The organism is Janthinobacterium sp. SUN137 (assembly GCF_030587265.1).
Classification (GTDB): domain Bacteria; phylum Pseudomonadota; class Gammaproteobacteria; order Burkholderiales; family Burkholderiaceae_D; genus Janthinobacterium; species Janthinobacterium kumbetense.
This window is the reverse complement of sequence record NZ_JAPWHZ010000006.1, coordinates 207,148-223,261: the sequence shown is the minus strand read 5'-3', so window position 1 is coordinate 223,261 and position 16,114 is coordinate 207,148. Positions and strand designations below refer to the sequence as shown.

Genomic DNA, 16,114 nt, shown 5'->3' with positions numbered 1-16,114 from the left:
TCCGACTCCTGGCCCTGCTGCTGATGCTGGCATGTACCATGCCACGCGCGCATGCCGCCGACATGGTCGAGATCACCCGTGCCTATATCGAGTCGGGCGAAGAGGGCTACAAGCTGGCCGCCACGTATTCCTTCGAGCTCAATCACGACCTCGATGATGCAGTACAGCATGGCGTGCCGCTGTATTTCACGACAGAAATCGAACTGACCCGGCCCCGCTGGTACTGGTTCGATGAAAAAGCCATCGTGGCGCGCCAGACCAGCAAGCTGTCCTATAACGTGCTGACGCGCCAGTATCATGTGTCGGGCGGCGGCTTGCAGCAAAGCTTTCCCACGCTCGACGATGCGCTGTTCCTGATCCGCCGTCCCAGCCGCTGGCTGGTGGCGCGGCGCGGCGAGCTGAAAGTGGGGCAGACGTACAACGTCACCTTGCGCATGGGCATGGACCGCGACTACCTGCCCAAGCCGATACAGGTCAATGCCTTCAATAACAGCGACTGGCGCCTGGCTTCGAATAAAAAAACCTTCTTGTATACGGCGGAGTAGTGAGTCAAGCATTGCGCTATTTGCTGGTGGTGGGCGGCGGCATTGTCAGTATCCTGCTGTTCCTGCTGGCGTCGGCTTCCGACAATTCCGGCTTTTTCGACCGCTATTACACCTGGCTGCTGGGCCTGAACGCGGCCGTCGCCGTGTCCCTGCTGGCGCTGGTGGGCATTTCCCTGGCGCGCCTGTACGCGCGCTACAAGAGCGGCAAGTTCGGCTCCAAGCTGATGACGCGCCTGGTGATGCTGTTCGCCGCCGTCGGCATCCTGCCGGGCCTGGTGATTTTCCTTGTCTCAGTGCAATTCGTCTCCCACTCCATCGAATCCTGGTTCAACGTCAAGATCGAAGCGGCGCTGGAATCGGGGATTGAGCTGGGCCGTGCCGGCCTCGATGCGGCCCTGGTCGAGCTCGACCACCGGGGCCACAAGGCCGTCGAAGAACTGGGCGCCGACCCGGTGGCCGGTCCGGCCGTGCTGACGAGCCTGCTGCGCGAAGAGGGCATGCAAAACGTCATGCTCGTCAGCGGCGACGGCGTGCTGCTGGCCAGCGCCGGGCCGCACAGCGCGGCCGACTTGCCGACGCCGCCCATGCTGGTGCAGGCGGCCTTGCCGGCCGGCTATGCCTCCGCCGAGGGCGGACTGGAGTTGCACGACGATGGCACGGAGTCGGGCGGTGGCGGTTTCCGCTCGGGCCTGCCGGCGTCGCTGGAAACGGCGGCCAGCCTGCGCCTGCGCGTGCTGGTGGCCGTGCCGGGGCCTTCCGTCTCGCCCCGCTATTTGCAACTGCTGCAATCGGTACCGCCCAAGCTGGCGACGAATGGCGAAGTGCTGCGCGCCGCCTACAGCGAATACAAGGAACGTTTCGTCGCGCGCGTGGGACTGCGCAAGATGTACATGGAAATCCTCACCCTGACCCTGCTGCTGGCTATTTTCGGCGCCATCGGCAGCGCTTTCCTGATCGCCGGCAACCTGGCCCAGCCCCTGCTGCTGCTGGCTGAAGGCACGCGCGCCGTGGCTGAGGGCGACCTGTCGCCGCGCCCCATCGTCGCCACCAAGGATGAACTGGGCACCCTGACGCAGTCGTTCAACATCATGACGCGCCAGTTGCTCGATGCGCGCACGGCCGTGGAAAGCAACCGCGCCGCCTTGCAAAACGCCAAGGCCCACCTGGAATCGGTGCTGGCGAACATGTCGGCCGGCGTGATGGTGCTCGACGGCGACTTTAAACTGGTGACCTGCAATGAGTCGGTCGAGCGCATCCTGCAGCATTCGGGCATGAGCATGGTGGGCCAGCCGCTGGCGAATATTGCTGGAATGGAAGAGTTTGGCGGCGCCATCATCAGCGCCTTCACGGCGCAAAGCGCGCAATCGGCATCGGGCCGCAACCAGCAGCGCCTGCACTGGCAGCGCCAGATCGAGATTCCGCGCCGCCTGGGCAGCAGTGCCGACGAGCATGACATTACCTTGCTGGCGCGCGGTTCGCGCCTGCCGCTGGAGTCCGGCAGCGGCTACATCGTCGTCTTCGACGATATTTCCGACGTAATTTCCGCGCAGCGCTCGATCGCCTGGGGCGAGGTGGCGCGCCGCCTGGCGCATGAAATCAAGAATCCGCTCACGCCCATCCAGCTTTCGGCCGAGCGCCTGCAGATGAAGCTCGAAGGCAAGCTGGAGCAGCCTGATGCCGACCTGCTCAGCCGCGCCACCACCACCATCGTCAAGCAGGTCGATGCGATGAAGCGCATGGTCGACGACTTCCGCGACTATGCGCGCACGCCGCCGGCCGTGCTCACGCCGCTGCGCTTGAACGAGCTGATCGAAGAGATACTGAACCTGTACCTGCGCGGCGACGATGGCGACATCATCCACCCGCTGCTGGCGCCGAATTTGCCGATGGTGATGGGCGATCCGACCCAGTTGCGCCAGGTGATACACAACTTGCTGCAGAACGCGCAGGACGCCATGGCCGACCTGCCGCCGGACTCGCCGCATCCGCGGATTGACGTAAGGACGGAAGCAATTCATTATCGCAGTGCGGACGGCGGCGTGAATATCGCCGTGCGGCTGGCCATCAGCGACAATGGCCCTGGTTTCGCGCCAAAAATCCTGGCGCGGGCCTTCGAACCCTATGTGACCTCGAAGGCGCGCGGCACGGGATTGGGCTTGGCGATGGTCAAGAAAATTATCGATGAACACGGCGGACGCATCGATATCGAGAACCGGGTCGACGGCAATGGCGCTTCGGTGGTCATTTTGCTGTTAAAGTTAGCTCCCGACACTCCTGCCCAGGAATTCCTGGCGTGAGGGTCTGGTTTAGTATTTAAAACACTAATAAAATCATAGTTGTCCGCCGTGTGCATCTTGTGCGCGACGGCCGGCGAAATGAGGAAGGCAAGACACGAATGGCAAACATACTCGTAGTGGATGATGAAATGGGTATCCGTGAGTTGCTCTCGGAAATTTTGGGCGACGAAGGACATGCTATCCAGCTGGCCGAAAATGCGCAGCAGGCGCGCGAAGCGCGTGCCGCCGGTGCGCCGGATCTGGTATTGCTGGATATCTGGATGCCCGACACCGATGGCGTCACCCTGCTCAAGGAATGGCAGCGCGACGGCTTGCTGACCATGCCGGTGATCATGATGTCGGGCCACGCCACCATCGATACGGCGGTCGAGGCGACGCGCATCGGCGCCATGAACTTCCTGGAGAAACCGATTGCCCTGCAAAAACTGCTGAAGGCAGTCCAGCAAGGCTTGACGCGGGCACAGGAAACCGTGCGCGCGCCGAGCGTGGCGCCGCGCCCCGTGGCGCCCGTGGTGGCCGAGGAAAGCAGCCATCCCGTACCGAGCTTTGGCGGCAGCGCGCCGCAACAGCTGATGGTGCGCCCAGGCATCGCCGTACCGGCGGTGGCCGAAGGCCATGGCTACAACCTGTCGTTCGACTTGCCGCTGCGCGAGGCACGCGACGCGTTCGAGCGCATGTATTTCGAACATCACCTGGGACGCGAAGGCGGCAGCATGACCCGCGTGGCGGAAAAAACGGGCCTCGAGCGCACCCATTTATATCGCAAGCTGAAACAGCTGGGCGTCGAACCGGGCAAGCTGGCCAAGAAAAGCCTGTGACGGCAACCGTGCGGCGTCCGACGCCGCTGACTCTGGTCAGCGGTGGACGCGCCGCCGGGCGCGAAGCGGCCATCGCGCAAGCCTTGCCGCCTGACCAGCCGGCCGCCGTGATCCTCGAAGGATTGGCTGACGGCAACGCCATCCTGGCCGACCTGGCCGGGCAAGTTTCTCCTTCTCTATTATTTCCATTGCAACTGTTGCGCATCGCGCCAGGTTGCCTGTGCTGCAGCGGCAATCTCGTATTGCGTGTAACATTGAATCGTCTGCTGCGCCATCCACCCGCACACTTGTTCATCAGCCTGGCCGACGCCACGCACATCGAACAATTGCGCACCTGGCTCACCGCCAGTCCCTACGATGCCCTGCTGGCGCTGCAAGCAGACATGGTGGTTTCCTGACGATTTCTTGATCGCCTTACCGCAGTCGTAGTTTGCATCTCGTTACAACTCTGTAGCCCGCAGGGTGGCATGGCCGCTTGAAATGGCGCCGTGTGAACCCCACCTCTGTTCTGACACCGCAGGAGCTTCTCCTGCTTGAGCGAAGGATGCAAAATGAACCTGATCTATAACAGCGAACAATACAGCGTTGTGGAATTCGGCGTCGACGGCGACCTCGAAGCCCTGCGCTTTGGCGGCTATGAAATCGTCGATAAGGGGGGCAAGCGGGAAACGTTTATCGCGGGCATCCTTGCGCAACACTTCCGCCGCGACGTCACGGAGCTGATCGCCAGCGAACCCAGCATGGAAGAGATCGATGAATTTTTGGGCAGCTATGATTCCCTCATGAGCCAGCCCGTGCTGTTGCACTGACCGGATGGCTATCGCCACCATACCAATCCGTCTGACGGCATGGTATGGTGGTTGTGTTATTCAGCTGCAAACAGACCATGTGCCAACTTCTCGGAATGAATTGCAATGTCCCCACGGACATTGTCTTTAGTTTTACCGGCTTCGCCATGCGCGGCGGCCATACCGATACCCACCATGACGGCTGGGGTATCGCCTTTTTCGAAGGCGCCGGCGTGCGCCATTTCGTCGACCACCAGGCGGCCATCGCCTCGCCCGTGGCCGAACTGATCAAACGCTACCCGATCAAGTCGCGCAATGTCATCGCGCATATCCGCAAGGCGACGCAAGGCCAGGTGGCGCTGGAAAATTGCCACCCGTTCGTGCGCGAACTGTGGGGCCGCTACTGGGTCTTTGCCCACAATGGCGATTTGAAGGACTTCAACCCCGTGCTGACGGGCAGTTACCGCCCCGTCGGCTGCACGGACAGCGAACGGGCTTTCTGCTACCTGCTGCAGGAACTGCACGCGCGCTTTGGTGATACCCCGCCGGCATTGCCGCAACTGCATGCGGCCCTGGCGGAGTTGCTGCCCAGCATCGCGGCCCACGGCACTTTCAACATGATGCTGTCGAGCGGCGAGGCGCTGTTTGCCCACTGTTCCACCAGCTTGCACTATCTGGTGCGACAACATCCGTTTCCAACTGCTAAACTCTCCGATGAAGACCTGAGCGTGGACTTTTCCCAGGTGACGACACCCCAGGACCGCGTGGCCGTGATTGTTACCCAGCCGCTGACGACAAATGAGCAATGGACGGCGTTTGCGCCGGGCGAATTGAAATTATTTGTCGACGGGATGGTGCAAGACACGCCAGTCGCCTAATTTGTTGACGACAATAAACTGGATTGCTGCCAAAATACCCACAGCGCGGGCGGAATTCAGCTAAAGTATTGTCAATAGTGAACCTTGATGCGGGCGCGGCGCGGCCGGTGTCACTCGACGTGATTGATGAAGAGTTAATGATCGATATTTCCAGCAACGACATCACCCCGAAACCCTTGCGCGTGCGCGAGTTCTATCTGGGGCGACAACCTATCCTTGACCGCAATCAAGCCCTGTTTGGCTATGAGTTGCTATTCCGCAACGCTCCGGTCGGTCCCGCCAACATTACCAGCGATCTGTCCGCCACGGCCTCCGTCATCGCCCACGCTTCCCAGCTGGGCATGGAAAAGGTCATCGGCGACGCGCTCGGTTTCGTCAACGTCGATGCCGACGTGATCATGAGCGACATCTTCGTGTTCCTGCCGCGTGAAAAAGTGGTGCTGGAAATCGTCGAATCGATGCCCGTCACGCCGGAAGTGCGCGCGCGTATCAGCGAGCTGGTGGGCCATGGCTTCACTTTCGCGCTGGAAAACGTCGTCTCCGATACGGCGCAAGTGCAGGAACTGCTACCGCTGGTGCAGTACGTCAAGATGGACATGAGCACCGTCGACCCGAAAGTGCTGGCAGCCCTGGCGCCCCGTTTCAAGCAGGAAAACAAGAAACTGGTGGCGGAAAAGGTCGAGACGCGCGAAGAATTCAAGTCGGGCCTGGACCTGGGCTTCGATTACTTCCAGGGTTATTACTTTGCCAAGCCTGCCATCATGACGGGCAAGAAACTGTCGCCGTCGCAACTGGCCGTCATGGAACTGATGACCCTGGTGACGTCGGACGCCGACAATATGGACATCGAGCGGGCCATCAAGCGCGACGTGTCGCTGGCCCTGAACTTGCTGCGCCTGGTCAATACACCGGCCGTGGGCGCGCGCCAGCGCATCGATTCGCTGAGCCAGGCCGTGACCGTGCTGGGCCGCCGCCAATTGCAGCGCTGGCTGCAAATCATGCTGTACGCGGAACCAAGCAAGCGCGGCCATAGCATGACGCCGCTGCTGATGCTGGCCACCACGCGCGGCCGTTTGCTGGAATTGCTCGCGCATAAACTGCGCCCGAACCACGCCCATTCGGCCGATATCGCCTTTACGGTCGGCATCATGTCGCTGATGGATACCCTGTTCGGCGTGCCGATGTCGGAAATCCTCGGCCAGATCGAAGTGATCGACGAAGTGGCCGAAGCGCTGCTGTCGCGCGAAGGCTTCTACGGCGACCTGCTACGCCTGGCCGAGTGCATCGAGCGCATCGAAGACATGGAAGGCGAGATCGTGCCAACCTTGCGCGACCTGGCCATGTCGCCGGACGATCTGGTGGAGCTGGAAATGGCCGCCTACGAATGGAGCGATAACGTTGTCAGATACGCCCTGTAATTGGCATAGCTAGCCATATCAAGAACCCCGCCCGGCAGTGCCCGGCGGGGTTTTTTTACGCCGGTAGCTGCACTACGCCGCGGCGCCGGGCCAGTGCTTGTGCAGTTCGGGGTCGGTGCGCAGCTCCCACAGGGCCAGCACGACGACGGCGATACCGACGACGAGCTCGTTCCACAGGACGACGCGCTGTTCGGCCAGCCGCAGTATCCACGGCGAGGCGGCGACCCAGACGCCCACCAGCAGGTTGACGACGACGGCCCAGAAATACGTCTTGTACAGGTCGAAGGCGGCCAGGATGGCGATCACGAGGCCCGAGACAAAGGCGTTGATCATCTGCGGCGAGCCTTCGGGGTAGGAAAACGCCCAGGGCGAGACGACGAGCCACAGGCCCAGCAACAGGATCACCTGATCCTGCCAGCGTTTCAGTTTGAAATTGGTTGCCATATATCCTCCTTGCCGGTTGGGAACGGGCCGGAGCGGGCATGCAGCATGCCGGCCGGCATACTGCGTTAGTGCGCTTCGGCGCGCGATAAGTTCCGCGCGCCTTGTGCTTATATTATGGCATTACGACAGGTTCGGCGCCAGCCAGCGTTCCACGTCCTCGATGCTGACGCCACGGCGCTTGGCCATGTCTTCCACCTGGTCCATGCCGATCTTGCCGACGACGAAGTATTTCGACTCCGGGTGGGCAAAATAGAAGCCGGACACGGCCGCACCGGGGAACATGGCATACGATTCCGTCAACTGCATGCCGATTTCCTCGGCTTGCATGACCTCGAACATCTCTTTCTTGACGGTATGTTCGGGGCAGGCCGGGTAGCCTGGCGCGGGGCGGATACCGACATATTTCTCGGCGATCATGTCGTCGTTGCCCAGGTGTTCGTCCGGCACGTAGCCCCACAAATCCTTGCGCACGCGCTCGTGCAGGTATTCGGCGAACGCTTCGGCCAGGCGGTCCGCCAGGGATTTGAGCATGATGGACGAGTAATCGTCGTGCGCATCCTCGAAGCGTTTTTCGTATTTCTCGATGCCCAGGCCCGAGGTGACGGCGAACATGCCGATGTAATCCTTCACGCCCGATGCCTTCGGCGCGATGAAGTCGGCCAGGCACTGGTTCGGACGCTGCACGCCGTCGACCACGGGTTTGACGCCCTGCTGACGCATGCCGTAATACGTGAACGCCACGCTACTGCGCGTATCGTCGGTGTACACCTCGATATCGTCGTCATTGACGCTGTTGGCCGGCAGCAAGGACACCACGCCGTTGGCCGTCAGCCAGCGTCCGTCGATGAGTTTTTTCAGCAAGGCCTGGCCTTCCGCGTAGACCTTGGTGGCCGCGTCGCCCACCACTTCATCCGTCAGGATGGCGGGGAAGGGGCCGGCCAGGTCCCAGGTCTGGAAGAACGGGCCCCAGTCGATGTAGTTGGCCAGGGTGGCCAGGTCGACATTTTTAAACACGCGCCGGCCGATGAACTTCGGTTTCACGGGCGTGCAGGCGCCGTCGAACGGGACGAGCATCTTGTTGGCGCGCGCCTGCGCCAGCGGCAAAATCGGCAGCGCCTTCTTGTTGGCGTGCTGCTCGCGGATGCGCGCGTAATCGAGTTCGATGTCTTCCACGTATTTGTCGCGCTGTTCCGGCGTCAGCAAGGATTGCGCCACGGACACGGAACGCGAGGCGTCCGGCACGTAGATCACGGGGCCTTCGTAGTTGTGGGCGATTTTCACGGCCGTGTGGGCGCGGCTGGTGGTGGCGCCGCCGATCAAGAGGGGAATCTTCAGCATGCGGAAGTGTTCGTCGCGCTGCATTTCCTTGGCGACATACGCCATTTCTTCCAGCGACGGCGTAATCAGGCCAGACAGGCCGATGATGTCGGCGTTTTCCACCTTGGCGCGGGCGAGGATTTCCGAGCACGGCACCATCACGCCCATGTTGACCACTTCGAAGTTATTGCATTGCAGAACGACGGTGACGATGTTCTTGCCGATGTCATGCACGTCGCCTTTCACGGTCGCCATGATGATCTTGCCTTTCGGCTTGGCGACGATGCCCGTGCGCTTTTCTTCCAGCAGCTTTTCTTCCTCGATAAATGGAATCAGATGGGCCACGGCCTGTTTCATCACGCGCGCCGATTTCACCACTTGCGGCAGGAACATCTTGCCTTGGCCAAACAGGTCGCCGACCACGTCCATGCCGGCCATCAGCGGACCCTCGATCACGTGGATGGGGCGTCCGCCATTGTGCAGCAGCTCCTGGCGCGCTTCTTCCGTGTCTTCCACGATGAATTGCGTGATGCCGTGCACCAGCGCGTGCGACAGGCGTTCCTGCACCGTGCCTTCGCGCCAGGCCAGGGTTTGCGCCTCGGCCTTGCCGCCCGCCTTCAGGGTGCCGGCAAATTCGATCATGCGCTCGGTCGAGTCTTCGCGGCGGTTCAGCACCACGTCTTCCACGCGCTCGCGCAATTCCGGGTCCAGGTTGTCGTACACGCCCACCATGCCGGCGTTGACGATGCCCATGGTCATGCCGGCCTTGATGGCGTGGTACAGGAATACGGTATGGATGGCTTCGCGGGCTGGATCGTTGCCGCGGAAACTGAATGACACGTTCGACACGCCGCCCGAGATCTTCGCGTACGGCAGGTTTTCCTTGATCCAGCGCGTGGCGTTGATGAAGTCGACGGCGTAATTATTGTGCTCTTCGATGCCGGTGGCGACGGCAAAGATGTTCGGATCGAAAATAATGTCTTCCGGCGGGAAGTCCAGCGCATCGATCAATAAATGGTATGCGCGCGCGCAAATTTCGATCTTGCGCTCGAAGGTGTCGGCCTGGCCCTTCTCATCGAAGGCCATGACGATGACGGCCGCGCCGTAGCGGCGGCACAGCTTTGCCTGGCGCAGGAATTCCTCTTCGCCTTCCTTCATGGAAATCGAGTTGACGATGGCCTTGCCCTGCACGCATTTCAGGCCCGCTTCGATGACCGACCATTTCGACGAGTCGACCATGATGGGCACGCGCGAAATGTCGGGTTCCGAGGCGATCAGGTTCAGGAAACGCGTCATGGCCGCCAGCGAATCGAGCATCGCTTCATCCATGTTGATATCGATCACTTGCGCGCCGTTTTCCACTTGCTGGCGGGCCACGGAGAGCGCCTCGTCATATTGCTCGTTGAGAATCATGCGCGCGAACGCCTTCGAGCCCGTGACGTTGGTGCGCTCGCCCACGTTGACGAACAGTGACTCGTCATTGACGACGAACGGTTCCAGGCCCGCCAGGCGCAGGTCGTGCGATGGGGCCGGCACGGTGCGCGGGGTGTTTTTCGACAGCAACTCGCCAATGGCGGCGATGTGCTCGGGCGTGGTGCCGCAGCAGCCGCCCGCCATGTTCAGGAAGCCCGCGTCGGCAAATTCGCGCAGCAGGGCGGACGTGTCGGCTGGCAACTCGTCGAAACCCGTGTCGCTCATGGGGTTGGGCAAGCCCGCGTTCGGGTAGATGCACACGAAGGTGTCGGCGATCTTGGCCAGCTCTTCCGCGTACGGGCGCATCAGGGCGGCGCCCAGCGCGCAGTTCAGGCCGATGGTCAGCGGTTTCGCGTGGCGCACGGAATTCCAGAAGGCGGGCACGGTCTGGCCCGACAAGATGCGTCCCGACGCGTCCGTGACGGTGCCCGAAATCATCAGCGGCAGGCGCACCACATCCGGGTTTTGCTCGTAGAACAGGTCGATGGCGAACAGGGCCGCCTTGCAGTTCAAGGTATCGAAGATGGTTTCCACCAGCAATACGTCGGCGCCGCCTTCCACCAGACCCTGCGTCTGCTGCAGGTAGGCGGCCACCAGTTGGTCGAAGGTGACGTTGCGCGCGGCCGGGTCGTTCACGTCGGGCGAGATCGACGCCGTCTTCGGCGTGGGCCCCAGGGCGCCGGCGACGAAGCGCGGCTTGTCCGGCGTGGAATATTTATCGCAGGCGGCGCGCGCCAGCTTGGCCGCCTGGACGTTCATTTCATAGGCCAGGTGGGCCATGTGGTAATCGTCTTGCGCGATCGTCGTGGCGCCGAAGGTATTCGTTTCGATCAGGTCGGCGCCGGCCGCCAGGTAACGCTCGTGGATTTCCTGGATGATGTGCGGCTGCGTCAGGGTCAGCAACTCATTATTGCCCTTGACGAACAGTTCGCGCGCGCCACTGTCGGCCGGCGCGGCGAAATCGATGAAGCGGCCGGCGGGGCCGCCGCGATACGCTTCTTCGTCGAGCTTGTATTGCTGGATGATCGTGCCCATGGCGCCGTCGAGAATCATGATCCGCTGCGCCAGAATGGCGCGCAAGGTGGCTTCGGTCGGGGACATGGCGGGGATCACGGTATCGTTCATTTCATGCTTTCAATAGGCAAACGGGCGGCGGCGCGGCGACAAGACGTTACGAGGCGGATGCGGGTCAGCAGGATCAGCTGACGGAGAGTTGCCGGCCGGGTAGGGCAGGCAGAAGGTGGCAATCGCCTGATTTCACCGGGTCTAAAATTATACGGCATCAGACTGCTTTGGTTTTAAGCAAAAGCGGCCGTTCGCCCCACGGCAGGCCTTCTTGCAACACATCGCCTGCCGCCACGCCTGCTTCTGAAAATTACATTCCTGAAAATCTTACTCAAAACGTTAATTCTTTCAGCAAAGTTGGCAGAACGATATGGCGTCTAGGCTGTGGAAAAATTTCCACATTATTTGCGCCGCATCAGCATATTTTTAATGAGTCGAATGGCAATAGCTGCAAAGGAAAGTAATTTTGATTTTAGCCAACACAGAGTGAGGGAAATAATGCCCAGAATAAAGTTTGCTAAGGAGATATTTTAATTATTATCAAAACCAATTGAATCAAAAGCATTAATAGTTGTCTTTGGGAATCGAACTAAACCATAATATTGGTTCTTCGAAATTAAATTCTCACCAAAAGTCACCAATATGTCACATTTATCTCGTGTCCTTCCCGGCATCGCGCTGCATCAACATGGTTGCCAGCCATGAAAAACCATCTGCTTGTCGCATTGTTTGTCATGCTGGGCCTGTCCGCCTGCGGCGGTGGCGGCGGTGGGGGCGGCGACACGGTGGTGGCGACCACGTCGGGTACGCCCGTGCTGCTGCCTGCCGTGACGGCCGTTTCGGCGGCGAATGTCGCCGTCGGTGGCAGCCTGGTGCTTACGGGCACGAATCTGAGCCGCGTGACGGCTTTCCAGGTGGGCGGCGTGACCGTCGCCACCAGCGCCGCCAGCGACACCAGCATCACCCTGACCATGCCGGGCGTGCCCGTATCGGGCGCCTTGAGCCTCGTCAGCGCCAGCGGCACGGCGGCCACCAGCTATAACGTCAATGTGTACCTGCCCTTGAGCGTGGGCAGCGTCGCACCGGCGACGGGCGGCGTCGGTTCCAGCGTGACGATCACGGGCGGCGGCATGGGCGCCGTGACGGCGGTGCAGTTTGGCAATGGTGCGGCGGCAACGCCGCAAAGCCAGACGGCCGGCAGCGTGACGGTGCTGGTGCCTGCGGGCGCGGCGACAGGCGCGCTGACGGTGCGCGGTCCCTACAACGATGTGCTCAGCGGCGACACGTACACGGTGCTGGCCAGCGTGACGGTGACGTCGATCACCTCGGCCGTCAACAACGGACGCTTGTCCGTGACGGTGCAGGGCAGCAATCTCGACCAGGTCACTTCGGCGTCGGTGGGCAATACGCCGGCCGTCATCGTCAGTGCCAGTGCCAGTCAGCTGGTATTGTCTGCACCAGACTCGGCAACGGGCAACGTGATGCTGGCGGCTGCGTCGCGCATCGCCGTGAATGCGGGCACGGTGTCGGCCTTTACCCTGGGCAGCATTGATTTCGCGCAAGTACTGAATTTGAATGCCAGCAATACGGCCTTGCGCTTGACGCGCGGCAAGTCGGCCGCCGTGCGCGTGTCCGTGCTGGCCGGGCAGGCGGGCCAGTCCAGCCCGGCGGTCACCTTGAATGCGACCGCCGCCAATGGCAGCAACCTGGGCAGCATCGCGATGACGGGGCCGGCGCTCTTGCCGACGACGAAGACCGATGACAGTTTCAACGGCAATTTCAGTGCCGTCCTGCCTGCAGGCTGGATCTTGCCCGGCGTGCGCGTGCGCGTGACGGCCGTCGGCAATGACGGCGTGCAAGTGAGCCAGGAAGCGGCACCCGTGGTGGCCAGCCTGGCCAAGATCCGTCTGGTGCTCGTGCCCTTGAGCACCGATGATGGCGTGGCGCAACTGCCTGACGCCGAGGTGATCCGCGCCGCGCTGCTGCGCGTGTATCCGTATGCGACGGAAAATATCAGCATCACGACGCGCGCCGCGCTGAGCCTGCCAGGCAGCAGCACGGCCGACAGCTGGTGGAGCGATGCCCTGGGCAAGCTGGAAAACCGGCGCGCGATGGAAGACAGCGGTGCCTACTATTATGGTTTCGTGCCGAGGATGTCCGTCACCAACGCAGCCGGCCTGGCCTACATCAACGAGCGCAGCAGCGGCAACGACTTCACGTCGGCCATCGGCCTCGATGCCCAGTTCAAGAGCGTTGCATCGGTCGATCCCTTCGGCAATCAATGGCCTCTATGGCTGACTACGCTCGTGCATGAGCTGGGCCACAACCACTCGCTGCAGCACGTCGCCTGCGGCGGTCCGGCTGGCGCTGCTGTCGACTACCCATATGCGAATGGCAATCTGGGTCCGCAACCGTTGTACAACAGCAACTATGCAGGCAGCATCGGCCAGCTGAGCAAGGCAGTCTATGGCAACACGCCGATGAAGGACGTGATGAGCTATTGCAGCGGCGCCTGGTTCTCCGACTACAGCTATGCGCGGGTGCAGCAATTCCTGGAAAAACGCAGCACGCAGATTACGGGCAGCAATGTGCTGGCCGCCAGCATGGCCGTGGCCCAGAACGGCTACTTGACCATTTCCGGCCGCATCACGCCTGGCGGCGTGGCCCTGCGCCCGGCCGTTGCCTCGTCGGCGCGCATCGGCGCCGCTGCCAGCGGCAGCGGCCATGCTTATACCTTGCGCGTGTTGACGGCGTCCGGACAGACTATCGACTTGCCCTTCGATGGCGTCTCCGTGGCCGACCATGGCGGCAACGCCATGAGCCACTTCCGCGTCAGCTTCGCCAACCCGGGCGAAATCAGCGATGTGCAAGTGTTGGCAAATGGCAAGGCTTTGGCCAAGCTGGAACGCCCGGCGCGCCGCAGCAAGGCTGCCGCCAACGATGCCACGTTTGATGCGGCGCAAAGCGGTGGCCAGCTGGCGCTGGTCTGGAATGCCGAGGCGGAACCGTATGCCGCCGTCATGCATGTGGCTGCCGATGGCCGCAAGACGGTGGTCGCCAGTGACTTGACGGGTGGCAAAGCCAATGTCGACGTGAGCGCCGTGCCGGCCGGCGGCCGTTTCGAGGTCAGCCTGTCGTCGTCTGTGGGCGCACGCCTGATGATGGTGCAGCGCCGCTAAGCTAGCGGGGCTGATGCAAAAAAGGCTTGCCGCGGCAAGCCTTTTTTTTGTGGCCATCGGCATGATGGCGCGGTGCAATCCGGTGAAGTCAGGCGAAGCGCTTGCCTTCGAGAGGGAAACCCTTGATGAACTCGGCCGCGGGCAGGCGCTTGCCGCCCGGTTTTTGCAGTTCCGTCAGGCGCAGCGAGCCATTGCCGCAGGCCACGACGATGCCGTGCTGGGCGTCGGCCGCCAGCACCTGGCCCGGCGCTTCCTTGCTGTCCGCTTCGAGCACGTCGGCGGCCCAGATCTTGATGGTGGTGCCATCGACCTGGCCGCAGGCGCCGGGAAACGGATTGAAGGCGCGGATTTTCAGGCCCAGTTCCAGCGCCGGCAGGCTGAAATCGAGCGCCGCTTCTTCCTTGGCGATTTTTGCCGCATAGGTGACGCCTGCTTCAGGCTGGGGCACGGCTTCCAGCGCTTGCAGCTGCATCTTGCGCAGGGTCTCGACGATCATCTTGCCGCCCAGGGTAGCCAGCTTGTCGTGCAGGCTGGCGGTGGAATCGCCCGCCTCGATGGGCGTGCGCTCGATGGCCAGCATGGGGCCCGTATCGAGGCCTTCTTCCATCTGCATGATGGTCACGCCCGTTTCATCGTCGCCGGCTTCGATGGCGCGGTGGATGGGCGCGGCGCCGCGCCAGCGCGGCAGCAAGGAACCGTGGATATTGATGCAGGGTTTGATGTCGAGGGTGCTGCGCGGCAAGATCAAGCCGTAAGCCGCCACCACCATCACATCGTAGTCGGTGGTCAGCAGGCGCTCGTGCGCCGCTTTCGCTTCGGCGGCGCGCTGCGGATCCTTGCTGTCCATGCGCAGCGACAAGGGCTGCAGCACCTCGATGCCGTGCTGCTGTGCATATTGCTTGACGGCCGAGGCGTGCAATTGCATGCCGCGTCCGGCAGGGCGGTCGGGCTGGGTCAGCACCAGCGGAATCTCGAATCCCGCTTCGTGCAAGTCTTTCAGGGCCGTGGCGGCAAATTCAGGCGTGCCTGCGAAGATCACTTTCATATGGTTCCTTGACGTGAGGTGCGCAGGCCCGCGCCCGAGGGCGCCAGGCTGGCGTGGTGTTACGGTCAGTCTTTGCGGTCAGTCTATCAGCACAGCTGCAAAAGCGGCTTAGAAACGGCGATTCTGTGCGCGCAGGCTCGCTTCGCGTTCGAGACCGCGGATTTCCTTGATCATCTTGGTCTTGATGCGGTTGCGCTTGAGCGGCGACAGGTATTCGACGAATACCTTGCCCAGCAAGTGATCCATCTCATGCTGGATGCAGACGGCCAGCAAGCCGTCGGCTTCCAGTTCGAACTGCTTGCCGTGGCGGTCCAGGGCGCGCACCTTGATGCGGGCCGGGCGCTCGACGCCGTCGTAGACGCCAGGCACGGACAAGCAGCCTTCGTCGTAGACCTGCTTTTCCTCGCTGGCCCAGGTGATTTCCGGGTTGATGAACACTTGCAGCTGGTTTTTTTCTTCGGTGATGTCGATCACCATCATCTGGATATGCTCGTCCACTTGCGACGCGGCCAAGCCGACGCCCGGGGCGTCGTACATGGTTTCAGCCATGTCGTCGATCAGGGTTTGCAGGCGCGCGTCAAATTCGGTGACGGGCTTGGCGATCGTGTGCAGGCGAGGATCGGGGTAACGCAGGATATTTAATATGGACATACGGATTCGACTGGTTAAGGTGGGCGCCGGTGCGCCGGATTATTCATGCCTGGGCCATGCGAACGATGGCAGGGCTATTTTCTGTTGGGTACGCCATGCTTGGGCGCGTATGGCACAACGGCGCGGCAGATGCGTTTGCCAGTGCGCTAATCGTTTCCTGCAAAGGGAAATTTTATCACAGACGCCCATGCTCCTG

Annotated in this window: 12 protein-coding genes; 8 read left to right on the top strand and 4 right to left on the bottom strand. The window is 61.7% G+C overall.

All coding sequences use genetic code 11. The features are described from left to right. Nucleotides 1-38: 38 nt before the first annotated feature. From O3298_RS27615 to O3298_RS27585, 7 genes are all read left to right on the top strand, one after another. Nucleotides 39-545 carry a DUF4390 domain-containing protein gene (locus tag O3298_RS27615; protein WP_251350982.1) on the top strand — a complete coding sequence of 169 codons (507 nt, stop codon included), beginning with the start codon at nt 39-41 and terminating at the stop codon, nt 543-545. Continuing rightward, a complete protein-coding gene (locus tag O3298_RS27610) occupies nt 545-2,842 on the top strand; it encodes a PAS domain-containing sensor histidine kinase (protein WP_099665532.1) in 2,298 nt (765 codons plus the stop codon). The genes O3298_RS27615 and O3298_RS27610 overlap by 1 nt, the downstream gene beginning before the upstream one ends. A gap of 98 nt (nt 2,843-2,940) precedes the next feature. Continuing rightward, nucleotides 2,941-3,660, top strand: a complete 720-nt coding sequence (locus O3298_RS27605; protein WP_034784724.1) for a response regulator — start codon at nt 2,941-2,943, stop codon at nt 3,658-3,660. Further along, entirely contained in the window at nt 3,657-4,058 is a 402-nt protein-coding gene (locus O3298_RS27600) for a GTPase (protein WP_305061049.1), read from the top strand. Before O3298_RS27605 ends, O3298_RS27600 begins: the two co-directional genes overlap by 4 nt. A gap of 153 nt (nt 4,059-4,211) precedes the next feature. Then, complete coding sequence (locus tag O3298_RS27595) at nt 4,212-4,469, top strand: DUF3567 domain-containing protein (RefSeq protein ID WP_077399469.1); 258 nt, start codon at nt 4,212-4,214, stop codon at nt 4,467-4,469. A gap of 77 nt (nt 4,470-4,546) precedes the next feature. Further along, nucleotides 4,547-5,326, top strand: coding sequence for a class II glutamine amidotransferase (locus O3298_RS27590; RefSeq protein WP_305061048.1), 780 nt, complete (start codon nt 4,547-4,549; stop codon nt 5,324-5,326). A gap of 137 nt (nt 5,327-5,463) precedes the next feature. Next, complete coding sequence (locus tag O3298_RS27585) at nt 5,464-6,744, top strand: EAL and HDOD domain-containing protein (protein WP_077399474.1); 1,281 nt, start codon at nt 5,464-5,466, stop codon at nt 6,742-6,744. Nucleotides 6,745-6,816: 72 nt separating this feature from the next. Here O3298_RS27585 and O3298_RS27580 read toward each other — a convergent pair whose 3' ends face one another. Together O3298_RS27580 and metH are read right to left on the bottom strand one after the other, a co-directional pair. Beyond that, entirely contained in the window at nt 6,817-7,188 is a 372-nt protein-coding gene (locus O3298_RS27580) for an SPW repeat protein (protein WP_099665530.1), read from the bottom strand. 120 nt (nt 7,189-7,308) lie between these two features. Beyond that, nucleotides 7,309-11,103 (bottom strand): methionine synthase, encoded by a 3,795-nt coding sequence (gene metH / locus O3298_RS27575; protein ID WP_180278628.1) that lies wholly within the window; start codon nt 11,101-11,103, stop codon nt 7,309-7,311. Between the two features lie 641 nt (nt 11,104-11,744). Between metH and O3298_RS27570 the strand changes: the two genes are divergently transcribed. Further along, a complete protein-coding gene (locus tag O3298_RS27570; RefSeq protein ID WP_305061047.1) occupies nt 11,745-14,222 on the top strand; it encodes an IPT/TIG domain-containing protein in 2,478 nt (825 codons plus the stop codon). 88 nt (nt 14,223-14,310) lie between these two features. On the opposite strand, the gene fmt is transcribed toward O3298_RS27570, so the two are convergent. Continuing rightward, nucleotides 14,311-15,267, bottom strand: a complete 957-nt coding sequence (gene fmt, locus O3298_RS27565) for a methionyl-tRNA formyltransferase (RefSeq protein ID WP_289906774.1) — start codon at nt 15,265-15,267, stop codon at nt 14,311-14,313. A 108-nt stretch (nt 15,268-15,375) separates the two neighbouring features. After that, complete coding sequence (def, locus tag O3298_RS27560; protein WP_034784735.1) at nt 15,376-15,918, bottom strand: peptide deformylase; 543 nt, start codon at nt 15,916-15,918, stop codon at nt 15,376-15,378. Nucleotides 15,919-16,114: the final 196 nt, after the last annotated feature.

What these genes read in the sequence shown, in the direction of transcription:
- O3298_RS27615 (WP_251350982.1), top strand. Translation starts at nt 39, where the DNA reads ATGCCACGCGCGCATGCCGCCGACATGGTCGAGATCACCCGTGCCTAT.
- O3298_RS27605 (WP_034784724.1), top strand. Translation starts at nt 2,941, where the DNA reads ATGGCAAACATACTCGTAGTGGATGATGAAATGGGTATCCGTGAGTTG.
- O3298_RS27595 (WP_077399469.1), top strand. Translation starts at nt 4,212, where the DNA reads ATGAACCTGATCTATAACAGCGAACAATACAGCGTTGTGGAATTCGGC.
- O3298_RS27590 (WP_305061048.1), top strand. Translation starts at nt 4,547, where the DNA reads ATGTGCCAACTTCTCGGAATGAATTGCAATGTCCCCACGGACATTGTC.
- O3298_RS27585 (WP_077399474.1), top strand. Translation starts at nt 5,464, where the DNA reads ATGATCGATATTTCCAGCAACGACATCACCCCGAAACCCTTGCGCGTG.
- O3298_RS27580 (WP_099665530.1), bottom strand. Translation starts at nt 7,188, where the DNA reads ATGGCAACCAATTTCAAACTGAAACGCTGGCAGGATCAGGTGATCCTG.
- metH (WP_180278628.1), bottom strand. Translation starts at nt 11,103, where the DNA reads ATGAACGATACCGTGATCCCCGCCATGTCCCCGACCGAAGCCACCTTG.
- O3298_RS27570 (WP_305061047.1), top strand. Translation starts at nt 11,745, where the DNA reads ATGAAAAACCATCTGCTTGTCGCATTGTTTGTCATGCTGGGCCTGTCC.
- fmt (WP_289906774.1), bottom strand. Translation starts at nt 15,267, where the DNA reads ATGAAAGTGATCTTCGCAGGCACGCCTGAATTTGCCGCCACGGCCCTG.
- def (WP_034784735.1), bottom strand. Translation starts at nt 15,918, where the DNA reads ATGTCCATATTAAATATCCTGCGTTACCCCGATCCTCGCCTGCACACG.